The following is a 15,614-nucleotide window of genomic DNA, read 5'->3' as shown; positions in this document are numbered from 1 at the left end:
GATTGGCTGCCCGGATTTTCCGCGCCGTCCTCCGATCGCGCGATGAAGAACTCCGTCTCTTTGCCGTTCAACCTTTGCCCACCCCGGTCGGTCAGGCCGATGCAGCTACCATTCGGCACGTAGGTAATGAGGTACTGACCGAGCCGGTCCTTGTGGACAACGTAGCCGGTATTGGCCCAATGCACGGTCTGCCCGGCATCGACGGCCGCCTTGATGTCATCGAGTGTCATGTGATCCTCCTTAAGAAGAATGGTGGGGAAACGACGCAAGAAGCCCGATCTTCCGACCGGGCTTCCATGCAGCATTCGTTTTGCAAAGAGCCGAGAGCTGTCAGGCGCTTCGCGTGGTTTGCGTCGCGCGCGCCGCCATCCAATCCTTCAGACCAAGAACCGTTCTTCCGGCGGCAACCTCGGAGGCCCAGGCAACCCTTGGGTCGCCGCAGGGCTCATCGCCGGCATGCCGGTCGATATGGCCATTGGCCATCCATGGCTCAGGCTGTATCCGTCGCAGCCAGTCCGCCATGCTCGGGATACGGCCCTGACAGTCTTCGCGGACATGCTGCTCGCCGATCCAGCGCACGGGAATGTCCCGACCTGCGCTATTGGTCAGGGTCAGGCCGAAGACACGTTCGGCCTCGAACAGGCCTTGGGCATGGTGGCGCATGGCTCGGTGCGTGAAGAGCGCGAGGTGCTCTTTCGAGGCGTCAAACCAATCGTGCACAGCCTGATAGTCAGATGGCACCCCGCCGAATTTCCGGGCAGAGCTTTCGGCATGATGAAGCGGATGGGCCATCTCACAGCCCCTCGTCATAGCTGTGCGAGCATTCGACATAGCGGTCGGCGTGATCGAGGGTGATGCTGTCGTTGCGCAAGTCCCAGGTCAGCGTGCCGTAGCCGCCCTCGTTGTTCTCGAACCCTGGGTGATGGTGATAGGCGAGCGACCAGGCGAAGTCGCCAACCTCTGTGGCAAGCGGCTCCGGCAGTTGGACCTCTGCAGGCTGCACCGTCACATCCTCGACATTGCCGGAGTCGCCATAGCCTTCGTATTCGGCAGTGACCTCGCTGATGCCAAGCGCACGTAGTTGCGCGAGCAGTTCCGCTCGAGTCGCCTTCAAGGTGGTTTCGCGCTCTGCACGCCATTGAGCCGCCATTGCGGCATAGTCCATTTGGGGATTGGTCATGGGTCTGTCCTCTTATCTGAAGTTGGGGGGCCGGGCCTGGCATTGGTCAGCGCGCATCCGGAAAGCGCAGATCGGCCAAATCCCGATCCACGCCGCCCGACCGGAAGCTCGCTTTGACTTTTCAGGCGGCTTGTTCTGCAGCTCTAGCGGCTCGCTGCCCCACGATCCGGGCCAGAATGCTTCCCGTATCGATCCCGTCACCATGCGGCAGGAACACCCGCAGCTGGAAGGCGATGATCTCGGTAAAGCAGCCGAGGGCCTTGAGGCCGTCGATCATGCCCCGATCCGCGCCGCCCAGCTCGAGGCGCATCTCGCCTGCGACACGGCGACGGGTCAAGGTGAGACCCCGGCCCAGATCGACAGGCGCGGTGGTGCCGAGGGCGGTGGTCAACATCTCCTGCGGTGTTTGCGGGTTGGACACGAGGAAGCGGGCGCGCAGCGCGGCCGCCCCTTCCTCGCTCAGCGTGCGCCCGATCATGGCGGTCGCCCCATCGGGCGTGACCCGGTAGATGCGCTCATTGGTGGTCGGAATGTCCTTCCAGATCGGCAGCAGCAGCCCGGTCAGCAGGTAGAGCTTGGTCGTGGTGGTTTTTGGCAGGGACGCTGCCTCGGCATCCCAAAGCCTTGCAAACTCGGGCCTTCCGATGTCTTCCCAGGCAGAAGACTCAAACCGCGTCTCCTCCAGATAGCTGGACCCGTTTGGCCGCACCGCCTTGCGCATTAGCGTGACGATGTCCTCGTCATACATCTGCATGGGGCGCGCCGAAATGAGCCCGGCGCGACCGGAAGCGCGGTTGACCATCGGCAGCTTGTCGGGATTTCGCGACAGGGCGCCATCCGCTGACAGCACGTGGACCGGGTCCGTCACCTCAAGTCCGATGATCCGCGTCACCGCGCCGGATTTCGGGCAGGTCCAGAGATCCTCGGTGGAGACCTGCTCGATCTTTTCGCCACGTAGGGTTTCCACGCCGAGATCGAGCGTGCCCGCCGCGCGCGCCCGTTCAGTCTGATCGGCAATCCGGCGCATGAACTCGGCAAAGAGCGCGTTCTGCATGTGGATGGGCAGGGCCAGAACCCGGTTCAGAAACCGCTGGATCGGCGGCAATTCCTCGAGCAGCACCCCGTCCTTGTCGATCAGCCGCAGGGCTGTCCAGTCGGTGAAGCTCTCGTAGCTCATCGCCTCAGCGCGCCCGGCGGCAAGATCGGCGAAATACCCACGCAGCGCCGCCCGCGCGATCGGGCTTTCGAGATTGTCCTCCTCCCGGAACATGCCCTGCGAGCCGGTCTCGCGCTGACCCTTGGTCAAGGCCCCCAGCTGGTCGAGGCGCTTGGCTATAGTCGAGGTGAAACGCTTTTCGCCATGCACATCCGAGGTGCAGACCCGGAAGAAAGGCGCGCTGACCTGGGCCGAGCGATGCGTACGGCCCAACCCCTGGATGGCCGCATCGGCGCGCCAGCCGGGCTCCAACAGGTAGTGCCGCCGCCGTTTCTGGTTCTTCGCCGTTTGCGCCGCATGATAGGAGCGCCCCGTCCCGCCCGCGTCAGAAAAGATCAGGATATCCTTCTCGCCATCCATGAAGGCTTGGGTCTCGGACGAATTACTGCTGGCGGCGCGCTTCTCGATGAAGAGATGTCCATCCTCGGCCTTGAGGGGCCGGATCGATCGACCCGTGACCTCGGCAACTGCCTCGTCGCCAAAGGCCCAGAGGATCTGATCCAGCGCCGAGGGGATCGGGGCGAGCGTCATCAACTCCATCATGGCCGCATCGCGCAGGGCAAGCGCTTCGCGGGAGACAACCAGCGCGCCAGTTTCATCGCGGAGCGGCTCGGCCACCATATTGCCATCGATCTCCACGAGCTTTTGAGCATGGATTGGGAAGGCCTGTTCGAGGTAGCCGAGAACATAGTCGCGCGGCGTCAAGGCACCCTCGACGAGTTCATCCTCGGGATCCATCGTCTCAAGTCGACGTTTCAGCAGGCTCTCACCCGTCGAGACCACCTGGATGACGCAAGCCTTGCCCGCCGCCAGATCGTCCTCGATGGCGCGGATAATGCTTGGAGCCTTCATGCCCATCAGGAGATGGTTGAAGAAGCGCTGTTTCGTGCTTTCGAAGCGGGACTTGGCCGAGGCGCGTGCGGCCGACGCATTGGTCTCGCCCGAGGCGTCGTTGACGCCGGTCGCCGTCAGCGCGGCTTCGAGATTGTGGTGGATGGTGCGAAACGCTCCAGCGTAGGCGTCATAGACCTCGATCTGGACCGGAGTGAGCGCGTGTTCGAGCACGTCATACTCCACACCATCAAAACTGAGGGCACGCGCCGTGTAAAGCCCGAGCGTCTTGAGATCGCGCGCGACCACCTCCATGGCAGCGACACCGCCGGCTTCCATCGCAGAAACGAAGCTCTCGCGGCTTGGGAAGGGGTATTCGGGGCCCTGCCCCCAGAGCCCCAGCCGCGCGGCATAGGCCAGGTTGTGCACGCTCGTGGCACCCGTGGCCGAGATGTAGAAGACGCGAGCGCGGGGTGCTGCCAGTTGCAGCCGCAGGCCAGCAAGGCCCTGCTGGGAGGGTTTGACCCCCCTGCCCTGCTCGGACCCGGCCGCGTTCTGCATGGCATGGGCCTCATCAAAGGCCAGTACGCCTTCAAAGTCTTCGCCCATCCAGGCGAGGATCTGGCTCAGTCGCGTGGTGCCGCATTTGCCCGCGGACCGCAGCGTGGCGTAGGTGACGAAGAGGATACCGTCGCCCATAGGGACCGGCTGGTCCGGTTTCCATTTGGAAAGTGGCTGAATGTCGGCAGGCGAGCCGCCGAGATCGGTCCAGTCGCGGATGGCGTCCTCGATGAGCGTGGCGGATTTGGAGACCCAGATCGCCTTCCTGCGCCCGGAAAGCCAGTTCACGAGAATGAGCCCCGCGCATTCGCGCCCCTTGCCGCAACCGGTGCCGTCACCGAGGAAATAGCCAAGGCGATAGGCACGTGCATCCGGGTCATCATCGGCGCGCGTCAGCTTGGTCTGGTCGTCATCGATCGCGAACCGACCCGGCAGGTCGCGCCGATGGGCGTCATGCGCCATGATGATGGTTTCCAGCTGCGCCTCGGAGAGATGTCCCTCCTCGATCAACCGTGCGGGCAGGCGCAAGTCATCACGGCCCGTATTTGAGGGCATGGGCGGGGCAACCGAGGCCATGGCGATGCTTTCAACGAGCGGCGTGGGATGTTCCTGCGCATCCGCAATCTTGATCCGTTGCGGACGGTAGCGCGCATAGATGTCCGAGATGGGCATGTTGTTGCGCGGGGTCTGAAGGCTCGTGAAGCTGAGCGGACGGACGGCATTGGCACTGGCTGTGGGGGCGGTGATAACACCAGCAGCGGTCTTGCGCGGGACAGATGATCGAACGGTCGGCCGAGCATGAGGGATCGCTTCAACCCGTTGGGCCGGGCTCATCTCGGTCCGTGTTGCGGCCACGGCATCGACAAATGGAAGGGCTTCATCCAGATCGCACAAAGTGGCGCGGATCATCTCGCCGCCCTCCTGCACCTTGTCGAAGACCATGAGCTGGGTTTCGACAGAGGTGCCGAGCTTGCGGTAGACCTGCCCCGGCATCGTCAGCGCCAATCGTGGCGTCAGGAGACCGCAGGCGCGGGACCAATGCGCGGCATCGCGTTCGGGCGTGAACCCCGGCGGCATGATCGCCACCAGGCGCCCACCTGGTGCCAGGCGCTTTGCAGCCGCAATGAGATGTTTGGCAGCGATGTGCTTGTCGCGGGATCGGTCGACCGAGGAGGCGAAGGGCGGGTTCATCACCACGACGTCGGGTAGAACCGGCGTCTGCAGCAGATCGTCGATATGCTCGCCGTCATGGCCCGTCACCTCGCCGCCGAAAACCGCGCGCAGGAGGTGCTGGCGAAAGGGGTCGATCTCATTGAGCACAACCGTGGCACCGGTTTGGGCAGCGAAAGCAGCCAGGGCACCGGTGCCAGCCGAGGGCTCCAGAACGGTCTCGCCCTTGCGGATCGCCGCAGCCCGCAAGACCAGCGCCGCAAATGGCAGCGGCGTGGAAAACTGCTGCAGCCGGATCTGCTGCTCTGACCGGCGGGTTTCCGTGAGAAGCCGTGAGGCAAGGAGCTTTGCAGCGGCGATGTCACCTGCCGCGCCGTCCCCACCCAGCAGCACCTGGATGGCCGCAGCCTGCATCATGTCATAGGCTATGCGCCAGTCCCAGGCGCCCCCGGCATCACTGCCATGAAACGTCTCGCGCATGATGCGCGCCAGCGCTGAGCTGCGCAGGGGTTGGTGGTCGACCTCCGCACCGATCTGCACGAGGGCAGAGGCGAGGTCAGTGTCGGAGATTGAGAGAGCCGTTTTTGCCGGTTTGGGCTTGGACATGGGGGTTTCCTTTGGATCAGGGTCTGAGTTCCAAAGGACAAAAAGCCCGCTTTCGCTTTTCGGGATGATGAGCTCAGACCAAGAGGCATCCAATCTACGGCCGGCCAATCAAACGGTTTTTCGGAGTTGGATTAGAAAACTGAAAAACCCGCCGCAATGCGACGGGCTTTTGCTTTCTTTGTGCAATGAGGGGAGGCATAGTGCCCGCAATCTCAAAGCTCACGCTCTATATGGCACCGAAAGTCTTTACTGTCAATGTATCCACCGTTCACGGCTGATGAAGAACACCACCTTCCGAACGTCCTATCCGCACCTAGGTTTGCGACCTATCTGCGCGAAACCGGCAATGATAGGACGCGAGCTCTCCACCTATACCACTGGAATCTTCAAGTATCAGCCGCGTTCATGGTTCCACTCCATGTTTTGGAAGTTGCGCTGCGAAACGCGATCGTGGAAGCAATCGAAGCTGTCCATGGAGGAACATGGCCTTGGACACAAGGCTTCATCCGTTCGTTACCGAACCCGCGCGGTCCGGCATACAGCCCCAAACGAGACCTCGAAGGTTGCGCAGCACAGCAACCCACTGCCGGAAAGGTCGTCGCCGAACTGAAGTTCGTGTTTTGGGAGAAGATGCTGACAAACAGGCACCAAGGCAGACTGTGGGACGATCATTTCTACGCAGTGTTTCCGGACGCGCCTCGTGGTGTCGCTGCCAGCCAGCGCCGATCTGAATTAAGGTCTGACATTGAAGCCGTGAGGAGGCTCCGCAACAGAATCGCACACCATGAGCCTGTTTTTCCGCGCGCCCTTCAGGATGATTTTGATCGGATCATCCGCTGCATAAGATGGCGCAACGAAACGACCAGCAACTGGGTGCTGGAAATCGAGACGGTGCGCGCACTACTCGCAGTGCGCCCCTAAGCGTCCCGCCCCGCTAGGAATTCCGCCAGCACAGGACTGGCCGCGCCCTTTGCGGAGCTGAGCAGCTCTGAGCCCGCAAGCGAGGCCTTCGACAGGCGTACGAGCCCACCGGTTTCCTCGATGCGGTAGCAGCGGCGTTTTTGCCGCCCCCGCTTGTAGTACGTCGCGGTGACGATCTGGCATGTACTGCCATCGGTGAGCGTCACGGGCGTGGCGAGCCTGATCTTGTCGCCTTCCTCGTAGTCCGGGATCGCAGCCCAATTCCGGCAGCGCTGACGCCAGTCCTGGGCGTAGCTGTCCGGGTCTTTCAAGTCGGAGAGAAGTTCGATCAGCCCAAGGGGCGCGCGAGCCTCGTTCGGGCCAGCGCTTTCCTCCATGTCCTTGTAGCCCCAGCAGCCGTCATCATATCGGGTAAGGAATACGGCGGCGAAAGTGATGGAGCCATCCGCATCGGTGACATAGGTCGTGTCTTCGACAGGGGTGCCGTCGATATTTGTGACCTTTGCCGCCGCGTACCAAGTCGAACCCACCTTGCAGGCTTTGACCAGTTCCGTCTTGCGCCTTTCGCCCTCGAAGGTGCACAGCCGAGCAATCTCCGCTTTCTCATCCGCGTAGGTCTGGACGCGGCCGTCGGTGTAGAAGAGCCAACCCATTTCAGAGTCCTTTCTCTCGTTTGGAAAACTGTTGTCGCCAATGTCCCGAGAGGGCCGCAGGCCCGGCAGGGTATTGGCGATGCTTGTTTGAGAAAGGGCGCGTTACGCCGCCCTCCGGTCATCGATTTCCATCAGCGCATCGAGCGGCACGCGGTAGGGCTGCATGGCGTCGAAATCCTCGCAATTGCCGCAGTTCTGCACGATCGCGAAGGTGTCGCAGGCATCCTTGAGGATGACCCGGAAGGTGCCGCCGAGGCCCGAGGGCACCTCGTAGGTCCCGCCGATGAGATAGTCCGAGGCCCGGCGCACGAAGACGCGGATGCTGTGGCCATCGGTGGCGAGCCGGATGGCCCCCCGCCCCCGGTCGATGAGCACCTGCACGTCATCCAGGATGTCGGTGTAGAACTGGCCGGTCAGATCGCGAAACGCCATGCGGCGCTGCGCCATCCAGTCGGCGTCCCGAAACGGGTTCATGCCGTCGGCGAAGGCGAAGGAGGGATCGGCCTGTTCGGTGGTGACGATACGGGTGGTCGTGCCATCGATGCCGTTTGAGCGCAGATGCACACCATTGCCGACGATGAGGATCAGGGCGGGCCTGTCCACGGGCCCGTTCCAGTTGGGCAGGAAGGTTTTGCAGGCGCGCGCATGGGCGATCTGTGCCGCAACAGCGGACGCAGAGAACTTGAGAATAGCCATGAGGATGTCTTTCGGTTGGGTGTGGGAGGGTCGACCCGCGCGGGGAATGCCTCGCGCGGGTCGCGTGAGGACTCAGGCCGCTTGCGCGACCTCGCTGTCAGGCTCGGGGGTTTCCGCAGCGGGCTCCGCCTCATCACAGGCGACACCGGCGGTCTGCATCATGGGCGGGCACCAGGCGGCCACGGCAGCGCGCTGCGCGTCCGTGAGCGTGGCGAAGGGCTCGGCGAAGAGCTTGTCGCAGAAGGCGACGATCTCCTTCTTGCTCGACGAGGCCAGCGTCACCGCCTCCTGGGCGAGACCCAGATCCTCGCCGAGGATCTTCAGGAGCCAAGCCTTCTTGAAGCGGTTGAAGAGCGCCGCATTCGGCGTCCAGTGGGCGCGGATGTCGGGCATGATCTCGATCTCGAACGCATGCATCAGGCTGTCGCGCTGGCGGTCCCGCGCGAAGCAGGACTGCGTGGTGCTGGCCGTGGCATAGGCCACGAGCTTGGCCTTCTCGCCGGCCTCCAGCGCGCGAAACGCCGCGAACTGATCGGCGGGCGCGCGGGTGTCATCGAGCCAGGAGAGATCAAGCGCATCATGCGCCGCCGCCACCTGCTCGAGCGAGGTCTCGTCGATCTCGTCCATCTTGGCATGGCTGCGGTATTCCTTGCGGGCCTCGATCTTGATCGCCTGCGTGACACTCATGCCGCTGGCCAGAACGTCACTGACCAGCTTGAAGAGCGTCAGATCGAGCGTGGCCTCCGGATGCAGCGCCATCGCGGCCCCAAGCGCCATGGCTCGCTCGGTCTTGAGGTCCTCAGCCAGTGAGGCTGGATAGGTGATTTCGCCGGCGTCCGGGGCCTCCTCCCCGGTCGGGTTGGCCGAGGAGCCGCGCGCGCCCTCCTCTTTGACGGTGTCTTCCGGGCGGACGAGGCCAACATGGAGCGTGATCTGCCCACCCTGCCACGACGCGATCACCCCAGACCGCGCGAGGTCCTCGGCGCTGTAGGCCTCCTGCAGATCGCGCGCTTCCTCTTCCAAGGCGTCCACGCGGTCGTAAAGGGCATTGTAGGCACCGTCCTCGAGCCCCTCATCCTCCATCTCGAGCTGCAATTTCTCAAGCTCGGCGGTGATCTCATCGATGCGCTTCTGGGCAGCCTCATCCGGCTCGATCGGGCCGGGATAGACGCGGCCGTAGTCGGCCATGGTCGCGTAATCATAGCGCACCATCGCATCGGCCCAGGCAAAGCCCAGCTTCATACGCGCCTTCTCGGCGGCGGCACCGAGCTTCTCGAGCATGATGGTTTCGACCAGCGCCGCATCCTCGAGCACGGAATGCTCTTCCAGAAGGTCAGCCGCGACGGCGCCGCCGCGTGCCTCGTAGTCTTCGCGCACGAAAGCCCCGATATCGTCGCTGACCTGCACCCCGCGGGATTTGAGGGCCTGACGGACGGTATAGGCCTGCAGATAGCCGCCGTCTTTCGTGAGCGCCTCAAAGACCTCGCGCTGCGCCTCCTGGCTCGGGTGCTCGGCGAAGGCCTTCATCGTGTCGAGCGTGATCACCTTGCCCCGGGCCGCGGCGCGGATGTCGGGGTGGATCAGGCCATAGCGCAACCGGCCTTTCACGGCGGCGATCGTGGTGCCGAAGGTCTTTGCGATGGTCTCGGGCGTCTGGCCGTCGACCTCCATCATCCGCGCGAAAGCCTCGAACTCGTCGATGGCATTCATCGGCGCCTGGGTGATGTTCTCGGCGAGCGACAGCGCCGTGGTGACGTCGCACTCCTCCGGCACAAGGCGGCAGTCCACCTTGGTTTTCGCGGTGAACCCCTTGGCGGCCTTGTCTGCGACCAGCTCCTTCAGCGCGGCGTGGCGTCGGCCACCAGCGAGGACAGCATATTTGCCGTCAAGCTTCTGGACCAAGAGCGGCTGGAGCAGGCCCAGAACAGCGATGCTGGCTTTCAGATGCGCGATGTTCTCGGGATCATAGGTTTCCGAAGAGTTGCTGCGCACATTGGCGGGATGCCGGACCAGATCGCCGATCGCGACGGTGAGGGGGGCAAAGCTTGTGGTCATGGGATGTCCTTCTCGGTGGGTGAGATACGGCCCGCGCGCTTGCGCGTGACCAATCCCCGGCTTCGGGGATCACGACGACAAACGGCCCACTCTCCCTTTGAGGGGTCAGTGGGCCTTCATTGCCTGGAGTATCAGGAGGGGGTGTCCCCTGCCCTACCAGTCGCGCGCCAACATGATGGTCAGCACGCGCATGGTGGTGGCAGGATTGTCCGGGACCTCGGCCCCATAGCGGAAATCCGAGTCTGCTTCATAGAGATCGATTTTCCAGAACACGGTCTCGCCCCGGATCTCGACCGCCCCGAAATCGTGCCAGCCTTCTGGGTCATTCTCAGGCTCGAACGTGGCAAACTCACCGGTTGCCTTCACCGCCTCGGCCATGAAGCCGTCACCGGCCTCCATAAGCGAGCGGGTGACATGCATCCGGCCCTGGATGGGCTGCGCGGGCGGCACTCCAAGGCACGCGAGCTTGCGAAACGCGTCGTTCTGCGCCGCGATCACGGTCGAGTCGGGACGATCTGGCTGGGGTTGAACGGTCATGGCCATGGGGATCTCCTTTGAGAAGTTGAAACACCCTTCCCAAAGCCTGCTTTCACTTTTCCGCCTGGCGGATGAATTGAGGCCGAAGGCGCCTTATCCGAACAGCCCTCTGACTCTGTAGTTCGGGTTAGGGATGGTTTCGATCCAGCCGCCTTGTTCTTTGATGCTCTCGAGCGCTGCCGAGAACGGATAAGCGCCATCAGACTGGCTCCACCAATAGGCACCGCGCTTGAAGGTGATTATCTTGCGGCGGCCGTCTTCGAAGCAGGCCACCCGCAGCGTCTTGGGTTCCTTGCGTGACATGCGAGTCTTCGTTCTCTGTGTGGTCAGGCGGCCTCGGCGCTGTCCCCTGCCCTGCCCGCCTCCGATCTGGCGATCAGGTAGTCGCAGGCGCGCTGCGCATCAGCCGCGTGCCGGAAGATCGCGCCCTTGTCCGACCGAAGGACGCGCAACCAGTTATGGAGGTAGGCGGCATTCATCTCGAGCGTATGCGCCGTGAAGCCGAGCGTTTGTCCCAGGAACACCGAGGTCAACTCCGCGACGATCTCCTCGCGCGCGTAAGAGGTGTTGCCAAACTTCGAGAGACCGAAATCACGGTTCAGTCGATGGGGGGCTTTTGTCGCATGGGCCAGCTCATGGGCCCAGACCCCGTAAAAATTGCGCGGGTCCTGGAACCGCGTGATGGACGGCATGTAAACCTTGTCCACGGGCGGCAGGTAGTACGCTTCCGTTCCTGTGAAGACAGTCGTGATGTCGATAGCATCGAAAAACGCCTGCATGTGCGGGATGGGCTCGGACGGCGGATGCTCGGGCACGGGCTCCGGGTCAGGGTAGAAACTGTCGGGCAAGCCCTCGATCTGGCAGGCATTGAACACCCGGTAGGATTTCTGGAAGCGGAAGATGCGGGCTTCCTCGGAGTGATCATCCCCGCTGCTACGGTCGTCCTCGCCGCCCGCGTCTCTCCGGCTTTGACCGTAATAAACGACGACAGAGGACTTCTCGCCCTTGCGGACCTTTGCGTCCAACGCATTGGCCTGCGGCAGCGTCATCCAGAAGGGAGAGCTGTGGCCCGCCATCACGGTCCGCATCGTCAGCAGGAAGTTGTTCACTCCCTGGTAGGGTTCCCCGCCCATGCGCAGGGGGCGACAGCTGCCACCTGCGGTCCAGGGCTTGCGCCACGGCAGGACGCCGCGCTCGATGATGCGGATGATTTCGTTTGTGATGACCTCGGAGGCATCGAATTTGGGCGTGCGGGATCGGGCCATGGCTGGCCTCCTTTCGAGTGTTGGTGAGAGGGAATGGTGATCAGGTTGACTGGCGGGGGCGCGGATCGTTGGCGATCCTGGCACCGAGGGCTTCGACCATGTCGATGTAGGTGGTCAGCGAGACGGACCTGCCAGGACCGCAAGGGTCAGGGTCGACCGATCCGTCCCGCGCCACGCACGGCAAGTTCGCGACGGCGGTGACATCGGTGACGGATCGGATATCGATGAACGGGGTCCCTCGTGCGACCGCAAGAGTGGCCAAGGGAAAGCGCTCGATCGGTGCGAAACTCGACACGGTGGTCCAACCAAGATAGATGAATGTCCCACCCTCCCCGCAGATCACATGCGCGTTTGGCAATGACGCCGCCTGCTTCAGATAGCCGAGATCACGCAGGACGATCCCACGCTCGCGCCGCTGTGCCAGCGCCGTCTGGCCAGTTCGGCGCAGCTCTCTATGCCGCCACCACAAGGCAGCGGTCGCGCGCAACACGCGCAAGACACCTGTTTGCATGGGAATGCCCTTCATCAGGAAAGACAGACCGGAATCCGGCCCGGACCCATCTGAGGGACCCCAAAGGCCCTCATCCGTCAGTCACAAAACCCGAAGGACACTTTCACTTTTCCTGGGCACGGACCCTGTCCTTCTCAAAACCAACGGGCCCTCAACCGCCGTTGCCACCTGTGTTCCCATTCGCTCCTGCGTCACGTTCCAGGCATGCGCCGAAATTCCGCCATCAGCATGAGATGGTCGGCAAACCGATGCATATCACCCCAATCCTCGAAAAATCCGCCCGTGTTGCGCGCCCAAGACGCGAACTCGGGACACGCCTGCATGCTTGTCAGCAGATCAAGCGCGGTCCTGTTCTCGCGCAAAGCCAGGCAGGAACAACGCAAGAAGCGTGATGATTGCACCGGACACGCTATTGGGCTTCGGCTCCAGCACCGCACCGAGATAAGCAATTAAGGCCGCGAGCACCACGGTCCAGCTCTGCCCGCATCATGCCGAATGCTAAACTGACTTAGCTCAAGGCCGGGCCGTCCAGGCTTATCGACCCATCCTGGCCTTGTTCGCAGGCGGCAACGAGGCCGGCGGAAGCTCGCCGTTTCTGCTGCATTATGGCCTGGTGATGTTCGTTATGCCTGACTTCTGTCGTGCTCAGCGCTATCTATCCGACAACACTTGAAACGGAGCGAGCTATGAGATTTTCTCGAACACTGGCCGTAATGGCGATTGCAGCGGTGTCAATGGCCGCCGTGCCTGCATCGGCAGACCCTGGGCGCGGCAAGGGCAAGGCGCGCGGCGACCACCACAACGGATTTGCAGGACATTGCCCGCCAGGACTTGCAAAAAAGAACCCGCCCTGTGTGCCGCCGGGGCAGGTACGCAAGACCTATGATCACTACGGCTCTAGAATCGGGGACATCCTTCGCATCGGTGATTACGTGGTTATTCGCGATCCCCGTAGGCTAAATCTAGAACCACGTGACGATTGGCGCTATTATCGCGAGGGCAACCGGGCCTATCGGGTTGATCGTGACACCAGAAAGATCCTCTCCGTCATCAACCTTATCGATGCCTTCACAAACTGAGCCGTCGGCGTTGATGATCGGCTCTAACCCAGTTTTGATGCAGATTGACAATCTGCCGCCGTACTCACCCTACTTGAACCCAATCGAAATGGCGCTCTCGAAACTCAAGGCGCACTTGCGACGGACAGGGGCCAGAACATTCGACCAGATTTTCGACGCACTCGCGGAGTCTGCGATCTGTTCACACCGCCTGAATGCTGGAATTACTTCTGCGAAGCAGGAAATGGATCAAGTTAAAGGCTCGATGCTCTAGAGGGTCGTGGTAGACCGAATATCCTCGGCGGCGAAGTCGATCAGTGCGCGGATCTTGCGGGGCAAGGCCCGGCCCTCGAGATAGGCCGCGCTGACAGGACCGCTGTCGCCTCCGAACTCCTCCAGCAAGGGGACCAACGATCCGGTCTCGATGGCGTTGCTCAGGGCGAAGCGCGGAATGTTGGCGATCCCAAGGCCGCCGATGGCCAGATCCATGGCCGCGCGCGCGGAGTTGACCTGGAACCGCCCGTGGATCTGAACATTTGTCTCGACCCCGTTCCTGACGAAGATCCATCTGTGCGGAACCCGCCGGTTGGTGTCCACTATACAGGTATGGTCAGCCAGTTCCTCGGGTGAGCCGGGCTTTCCGTGTGCTCGGACATAGTCCGGGCTGGCCACCAGAAGGCTGCTGAAGGTGCCAAGCCTGAGCGTCTTGAGTGACAGCATGTCGGACCGGCCGATGCGAAAAGCCAGGTCGAAGCCGTCGCTGGCCAGATCGACATAGCGGTCATCGAGCCGCAAATCGAGTGTAAGATCCGGGTTTTGTCGGGCAAACCGTGCCAACATCCCCGTTACATAGACTTCGCCGAAGGTTACAGGAGCCGAGATGCGAATGACGCCGGTCAGGCCGCGCGATCCTTCGGCAACGCTGCCGAGCAGCTCATCTAGATCATCGAGCAGCGCCGGCGCCCGCGCAATCAGGTCCTCACCCGCCGGTGTCAGCCCCACCTTGCGGGTTGTCCGCTGAAGCAGGCGGGAACCGAGGCGTTGCTCGAGCGCAGCCACATATTTGGAAGTCAGCCGGTTCGACACGCCCAGTTGATGGGCGGCCGCGGTGAACGAGCCCGTCTGCGCGGTGGCCACGAAGGCCCGGAGTTCATCGACGATATCCATGGCAAATTACTTAGTACATTTTGTGGATAGTCATTCTCCATAGTCGCCATTTCATTGCCTAAAGGCAAGGCGTATCTTCCTGACAGATCAAACAGCGCCTGAAGGCGCGCACTGAAAGGAACAAGTCATGAAAATCGCAATCATTGGTAACGGCAATGTCGGATCCGGTCTGGCAAATATCCTGAGCAAAACACAACATGAAGTAGGGACCTTTGGTCGCGCCGACGATGTGGCAAAGGCCGTGACTGAGGCCGATATCGTTATCTTCGCGACACCCTATGGGGCAGCTGCCGAAATCGCCGACCAGGCAGACTTCACCGGCAAGATCGTCATCGATGTGTCCAACCCCGTCACCGAGGATTTCTCGGCCCTGCAACTCGGTACCACCACGTCGGCCGCCGAGGCGATCGCTGCGCTCGTTCCGGGAGCGTTCGTCGTGAAGGCATTCAACACGATCTTCGCCCAGCACTATGCGGGGGATCTCAAGCTGGACGGTCAGCCGTTGCAGACTTTTATCGCCGCCGACGACGAGACGGCGCGCGAAACTGTGAAAACGCTGGCCGCAGAGGCCGGGTTCGAGCCGGTCGATGCCGGCTCCCTGTCCACCGCCCGTCAGCTTGAGCCGCTTGGCTTCCTGAATATCCAGTTCGGCTATGTGCTCGGAAAAGGCACCGAGATCGCGCCGCGCTGGCAGTTTTCCGCCTGACCCAACCTCCCGAACAAAGGAAAAAGACAATGTCCAACGCAAACCATCATAACCCGCCTCAATCACCGCTGATCCCCGGCGTGGCGAATGCCGATCTGGCAGCCACAATCCTGCGCGTTGCGCTGGGAATCCTGTTCATCGCCCATGGCTGGCTGAAACTCGTGATCTTCACGCCGGCGGGAACGACCGCCTTCTTCGAAAGCCTCGGCTTTCCGGGAACACTCGCCTATCTCGTAATGGCCGCCGAGCTTGCCGGTGGCGTGGCGCTGATCCTCGGCGTCTGGACCCGCTGGGTGTCGCTCGCGCTGGTGCCGGTCCTGCTCGGCTCGATCTACGCGCCGCATGGCGCGGCCGGTTTCTTCTTCTCGAATGAAGGCGGCGGCTGGGAATATCCCGCATTCTGGGCGATCACACTGGTCGTGCAAGCTCTGCTGGGCGACGGCGCCTATGCGCTCAAGCGCAGCCGGAACTGATCCGATCC

The 15,614-nt window shown here is 62.3% G+C and carries 16 protein-coding genes and 1 pseudogene; 5 read left to right on the top strand and 12 right to left on the bottom strand.

Going from position 1 to position 15,614, the window contains the following annotated elements:
* From P1U48_RS15385 to P1U48_RS15370, 4 genes are all read right to left on the bottom strand, one after another.
* Positions 1-230 (bottom strand): hypothetical protein (locus tag P1U48_RS15385; RefSeq protein WP_301070064.1); only part of this gene is annotated, 230 nt, incomplete at its 3' end.
* A gap of 100 nt (positions 231-330) precedes the next feature.
* Positions 331-792, bottom strand: a complete 462-nt coding sequence (locus P1U48_RS15380) for a hypothetical protein (RefSeq protein ID WP_301070063.1) — start codon at positions 790-792, stop codon at positions 331-333.
* Between the two features lies 1 nt (position 793).
* Positions 794-1,180: a DUF6878 family protein gene (locus P1U48_RS15375; RefSeq protein ID WP_301070062.1), complete on the bottom strand. Its 387-nt coding sequence runs from the start codon at positions 1,178-1,180 to the stop codon at positions 794-796.
* Between the two features lie 121 nt (positions 1,181-1,301).
* On the bottom strand, positions 1,302-5,564 hold the full coding sequence (locus P1U48_RS15370) for a strawberry notch-like NTP hydrolase domain-containing protein (protein WP_301070061.1): 4,263 nt from the start codon (positions 5,562-5,564) through the stop codon (positions 1,302-1,304).
* 405 nt (positions 5,565-5,969) lie between these two features.
* Here P1U48_RS15370 and P1U48_RS15365 point away from each other — a divergent pair, with 405 nt between their 5' ends.
* Positions 5,970-6,485 carry a hypothetical protein gene (locus tag P1U48_RS15365; RefSeq protein WP_223866110.1) on the top strand — a complete coding sequence of 172 codons (516 nt, stop codon included), beginning with the start codon at positions 5,970-5,972 and terminating at the stop codon, positions 6,483-6,485.
* Here P1U48_RS15365 and P1U48_RS15360 read toward each other — a convergent pair.
* The 7 genes from P1U48_RS15360 to P1U48_RS15330 all read right to left on the bottom strand — a co-directional run bounded on the left by P1U48_RS15360 (position 6,482) and on the right by P1U48_RS15330 (position 12,217).
* The gene (locus tag P1U48_RS15360; RefSeq protein WP_150282765.1) at positions 6,482-7,138 is read right to left on the bottom strand and encodes a hypothetical protein; all 657 of its coding nucleotides are present in this window, start codon (positions 7,136-7,138) and stop codon (positions 6,482-6,484) included. The genes P1U48_RS15365 and P1U48_RS15360 overlap by 4 nt on opposite strands.
* A gap of 102 nt (positions 7,139-7,240) precedes the next feature.
* The gene (locus tag P1U48_RS15355; protein WP_301070060.1) at positions 7,241-7,834 is read right to left on the bottom strand and encodes a regulator; all 594 of its coding nucleotides are present in this window, start codon (positions 7,832-7,834) and stop codon (positions 7,241-7,243) included.
* Between the two features lie 72 nt (positions 7,835-7,906).
* Positions 7,907-9,889 carry a ParB/RepB/Spo0J family partition protein gene (locus P1U48_RS15350; RefSeq protein WP_301070059.1) on the bottom strand — a complete coding sequence of 661 codons (1,983 nt, stop codon included), beginning with the start codon at positions 9,887-9,889 and terminating at the stop codon, positions 7,907-7,909.
* Positions 9,890-10,042: 153 nt separating this feature from the next.
* Positions 10,043-10,432: a DUF3768 domain-containing protein gene (locus P1U48_RS15345; RefSeq protein ID WP_301070058.1), complete on the bottom strand. Its 390-nt coding sequence runs from the start codon at positions 10,430-10,432 to the stop codon at positions 10,043-10,045.
* A gap of 87 nt (positions 10,433-10,519) precedes the next feature.
* Complete coding sequence (locus P1U48_RS15340) at positions 10,520-10,729, bottom strand: DUF6330 family protein (protein WP_081508710.1); 210 nt, start codon at positions 10,727-10,729, stop codon at positions 10,520-10,522.
* A gap of 23 nt (positions 10,730-10,752) precedes the next feature.
* Positions 10,753-11,691 (bottom strand): zincin-like metallopeptidase domain-containing protein, encoded by a 939-nt coding sequence (locus P1U48_RS15335; RefSeq protein ID WP_301070057.1) that lies wholly within the window; start codon positions 11,689-11,691, stop codon positions 10,753-10,755.
* Positions 11,692-11,731: 40 nt separating this feature from the next.
* Entirely contained in the window at positions 11,732-12,217 is a 486-nt protein-coding gene (locus P1U48_RS15330; protein WP_301070056.1) for a hypothetical protein, read from the bottom strand.
* A 698-nt stretch (positions 12,218-12,915) separates the two neighbouring features.
* Between P1U48_RS15330 and P1U48_RS15325 the strand changes: the two genes are divergently transcribed.
* A complete protein-coding gene (locus P1U48_RS15325; protein ID WP_301070055.1) occupies positions 12,916-13,281 on the top strand; it encodes a hypothetical protein in 366 nt (121 codons plus the stop codon).
* 52 nt (positions 13,282-13,333) lie between these two features.
* Positions 13,334-13,518 (top strand): annotated as a pseudogene (locus P1U48_RS15320) (IS630 family transposase); the annotation flags it as partial.
* Between the two features lie 12 nt (positions 13,519-13,530).
* On the opposite strand, the gene P1U48_RS15315 reads toward P1U48_RS15320, so the two are convergent.
* Complete coding sequence (locus tag P1U48_RS15315; protein WP_166195042.1) at positions 13,531-14,427, bottom strand: LysR family transcriptional regulator; 897 nt, start codon at positions 14,425-14,427, stop codon at positions 13,531-13,533.
* A gap of 127 nt (positions 14,428-14,554) precedes the next feature.
* On the opposite strand from P1U48_RS15315, the gene P1U48_RS15310 reads away from it, so the two are divergent.
* Positions 14,555-15,133 (top strand): NAD(P)-binding domain-containing protein, encoded by a 579-nt coding sequence (locus tag P1U48_RS15310; RefSeq protein ID WP_301070054.1) that lies wholly within the window; start codon positions 14,555-14,557, stop codon positions 15,131-15,133.
* Between the two features lie 29 nt (positions 15,134-15,162).
* Complete coding sequence (locus P1U48_RS15305) at positions 15,163-15,606, top strand: DoxX family protein (protein ID WP_272011226.1); 444 nt, start codon at positions 15,163-15,165, stop codon at positions 15,604-15,606.
* Positions 15,607-15,614: the final 8 nt, after the last annotated feature.

The organism is Pseudooceanicola sp. (assembly GCF_029213205.1).
Classification (GTDB): domain Bacteria; phylum Pseudomonadota; class Alphaproteobacteria; order Rhodobacterales; family Rhodobacteraceae; genus Pseudooceanicola.
This window is presented reverse-complemented; position numbering and strand designations above follow the sequence as displayed.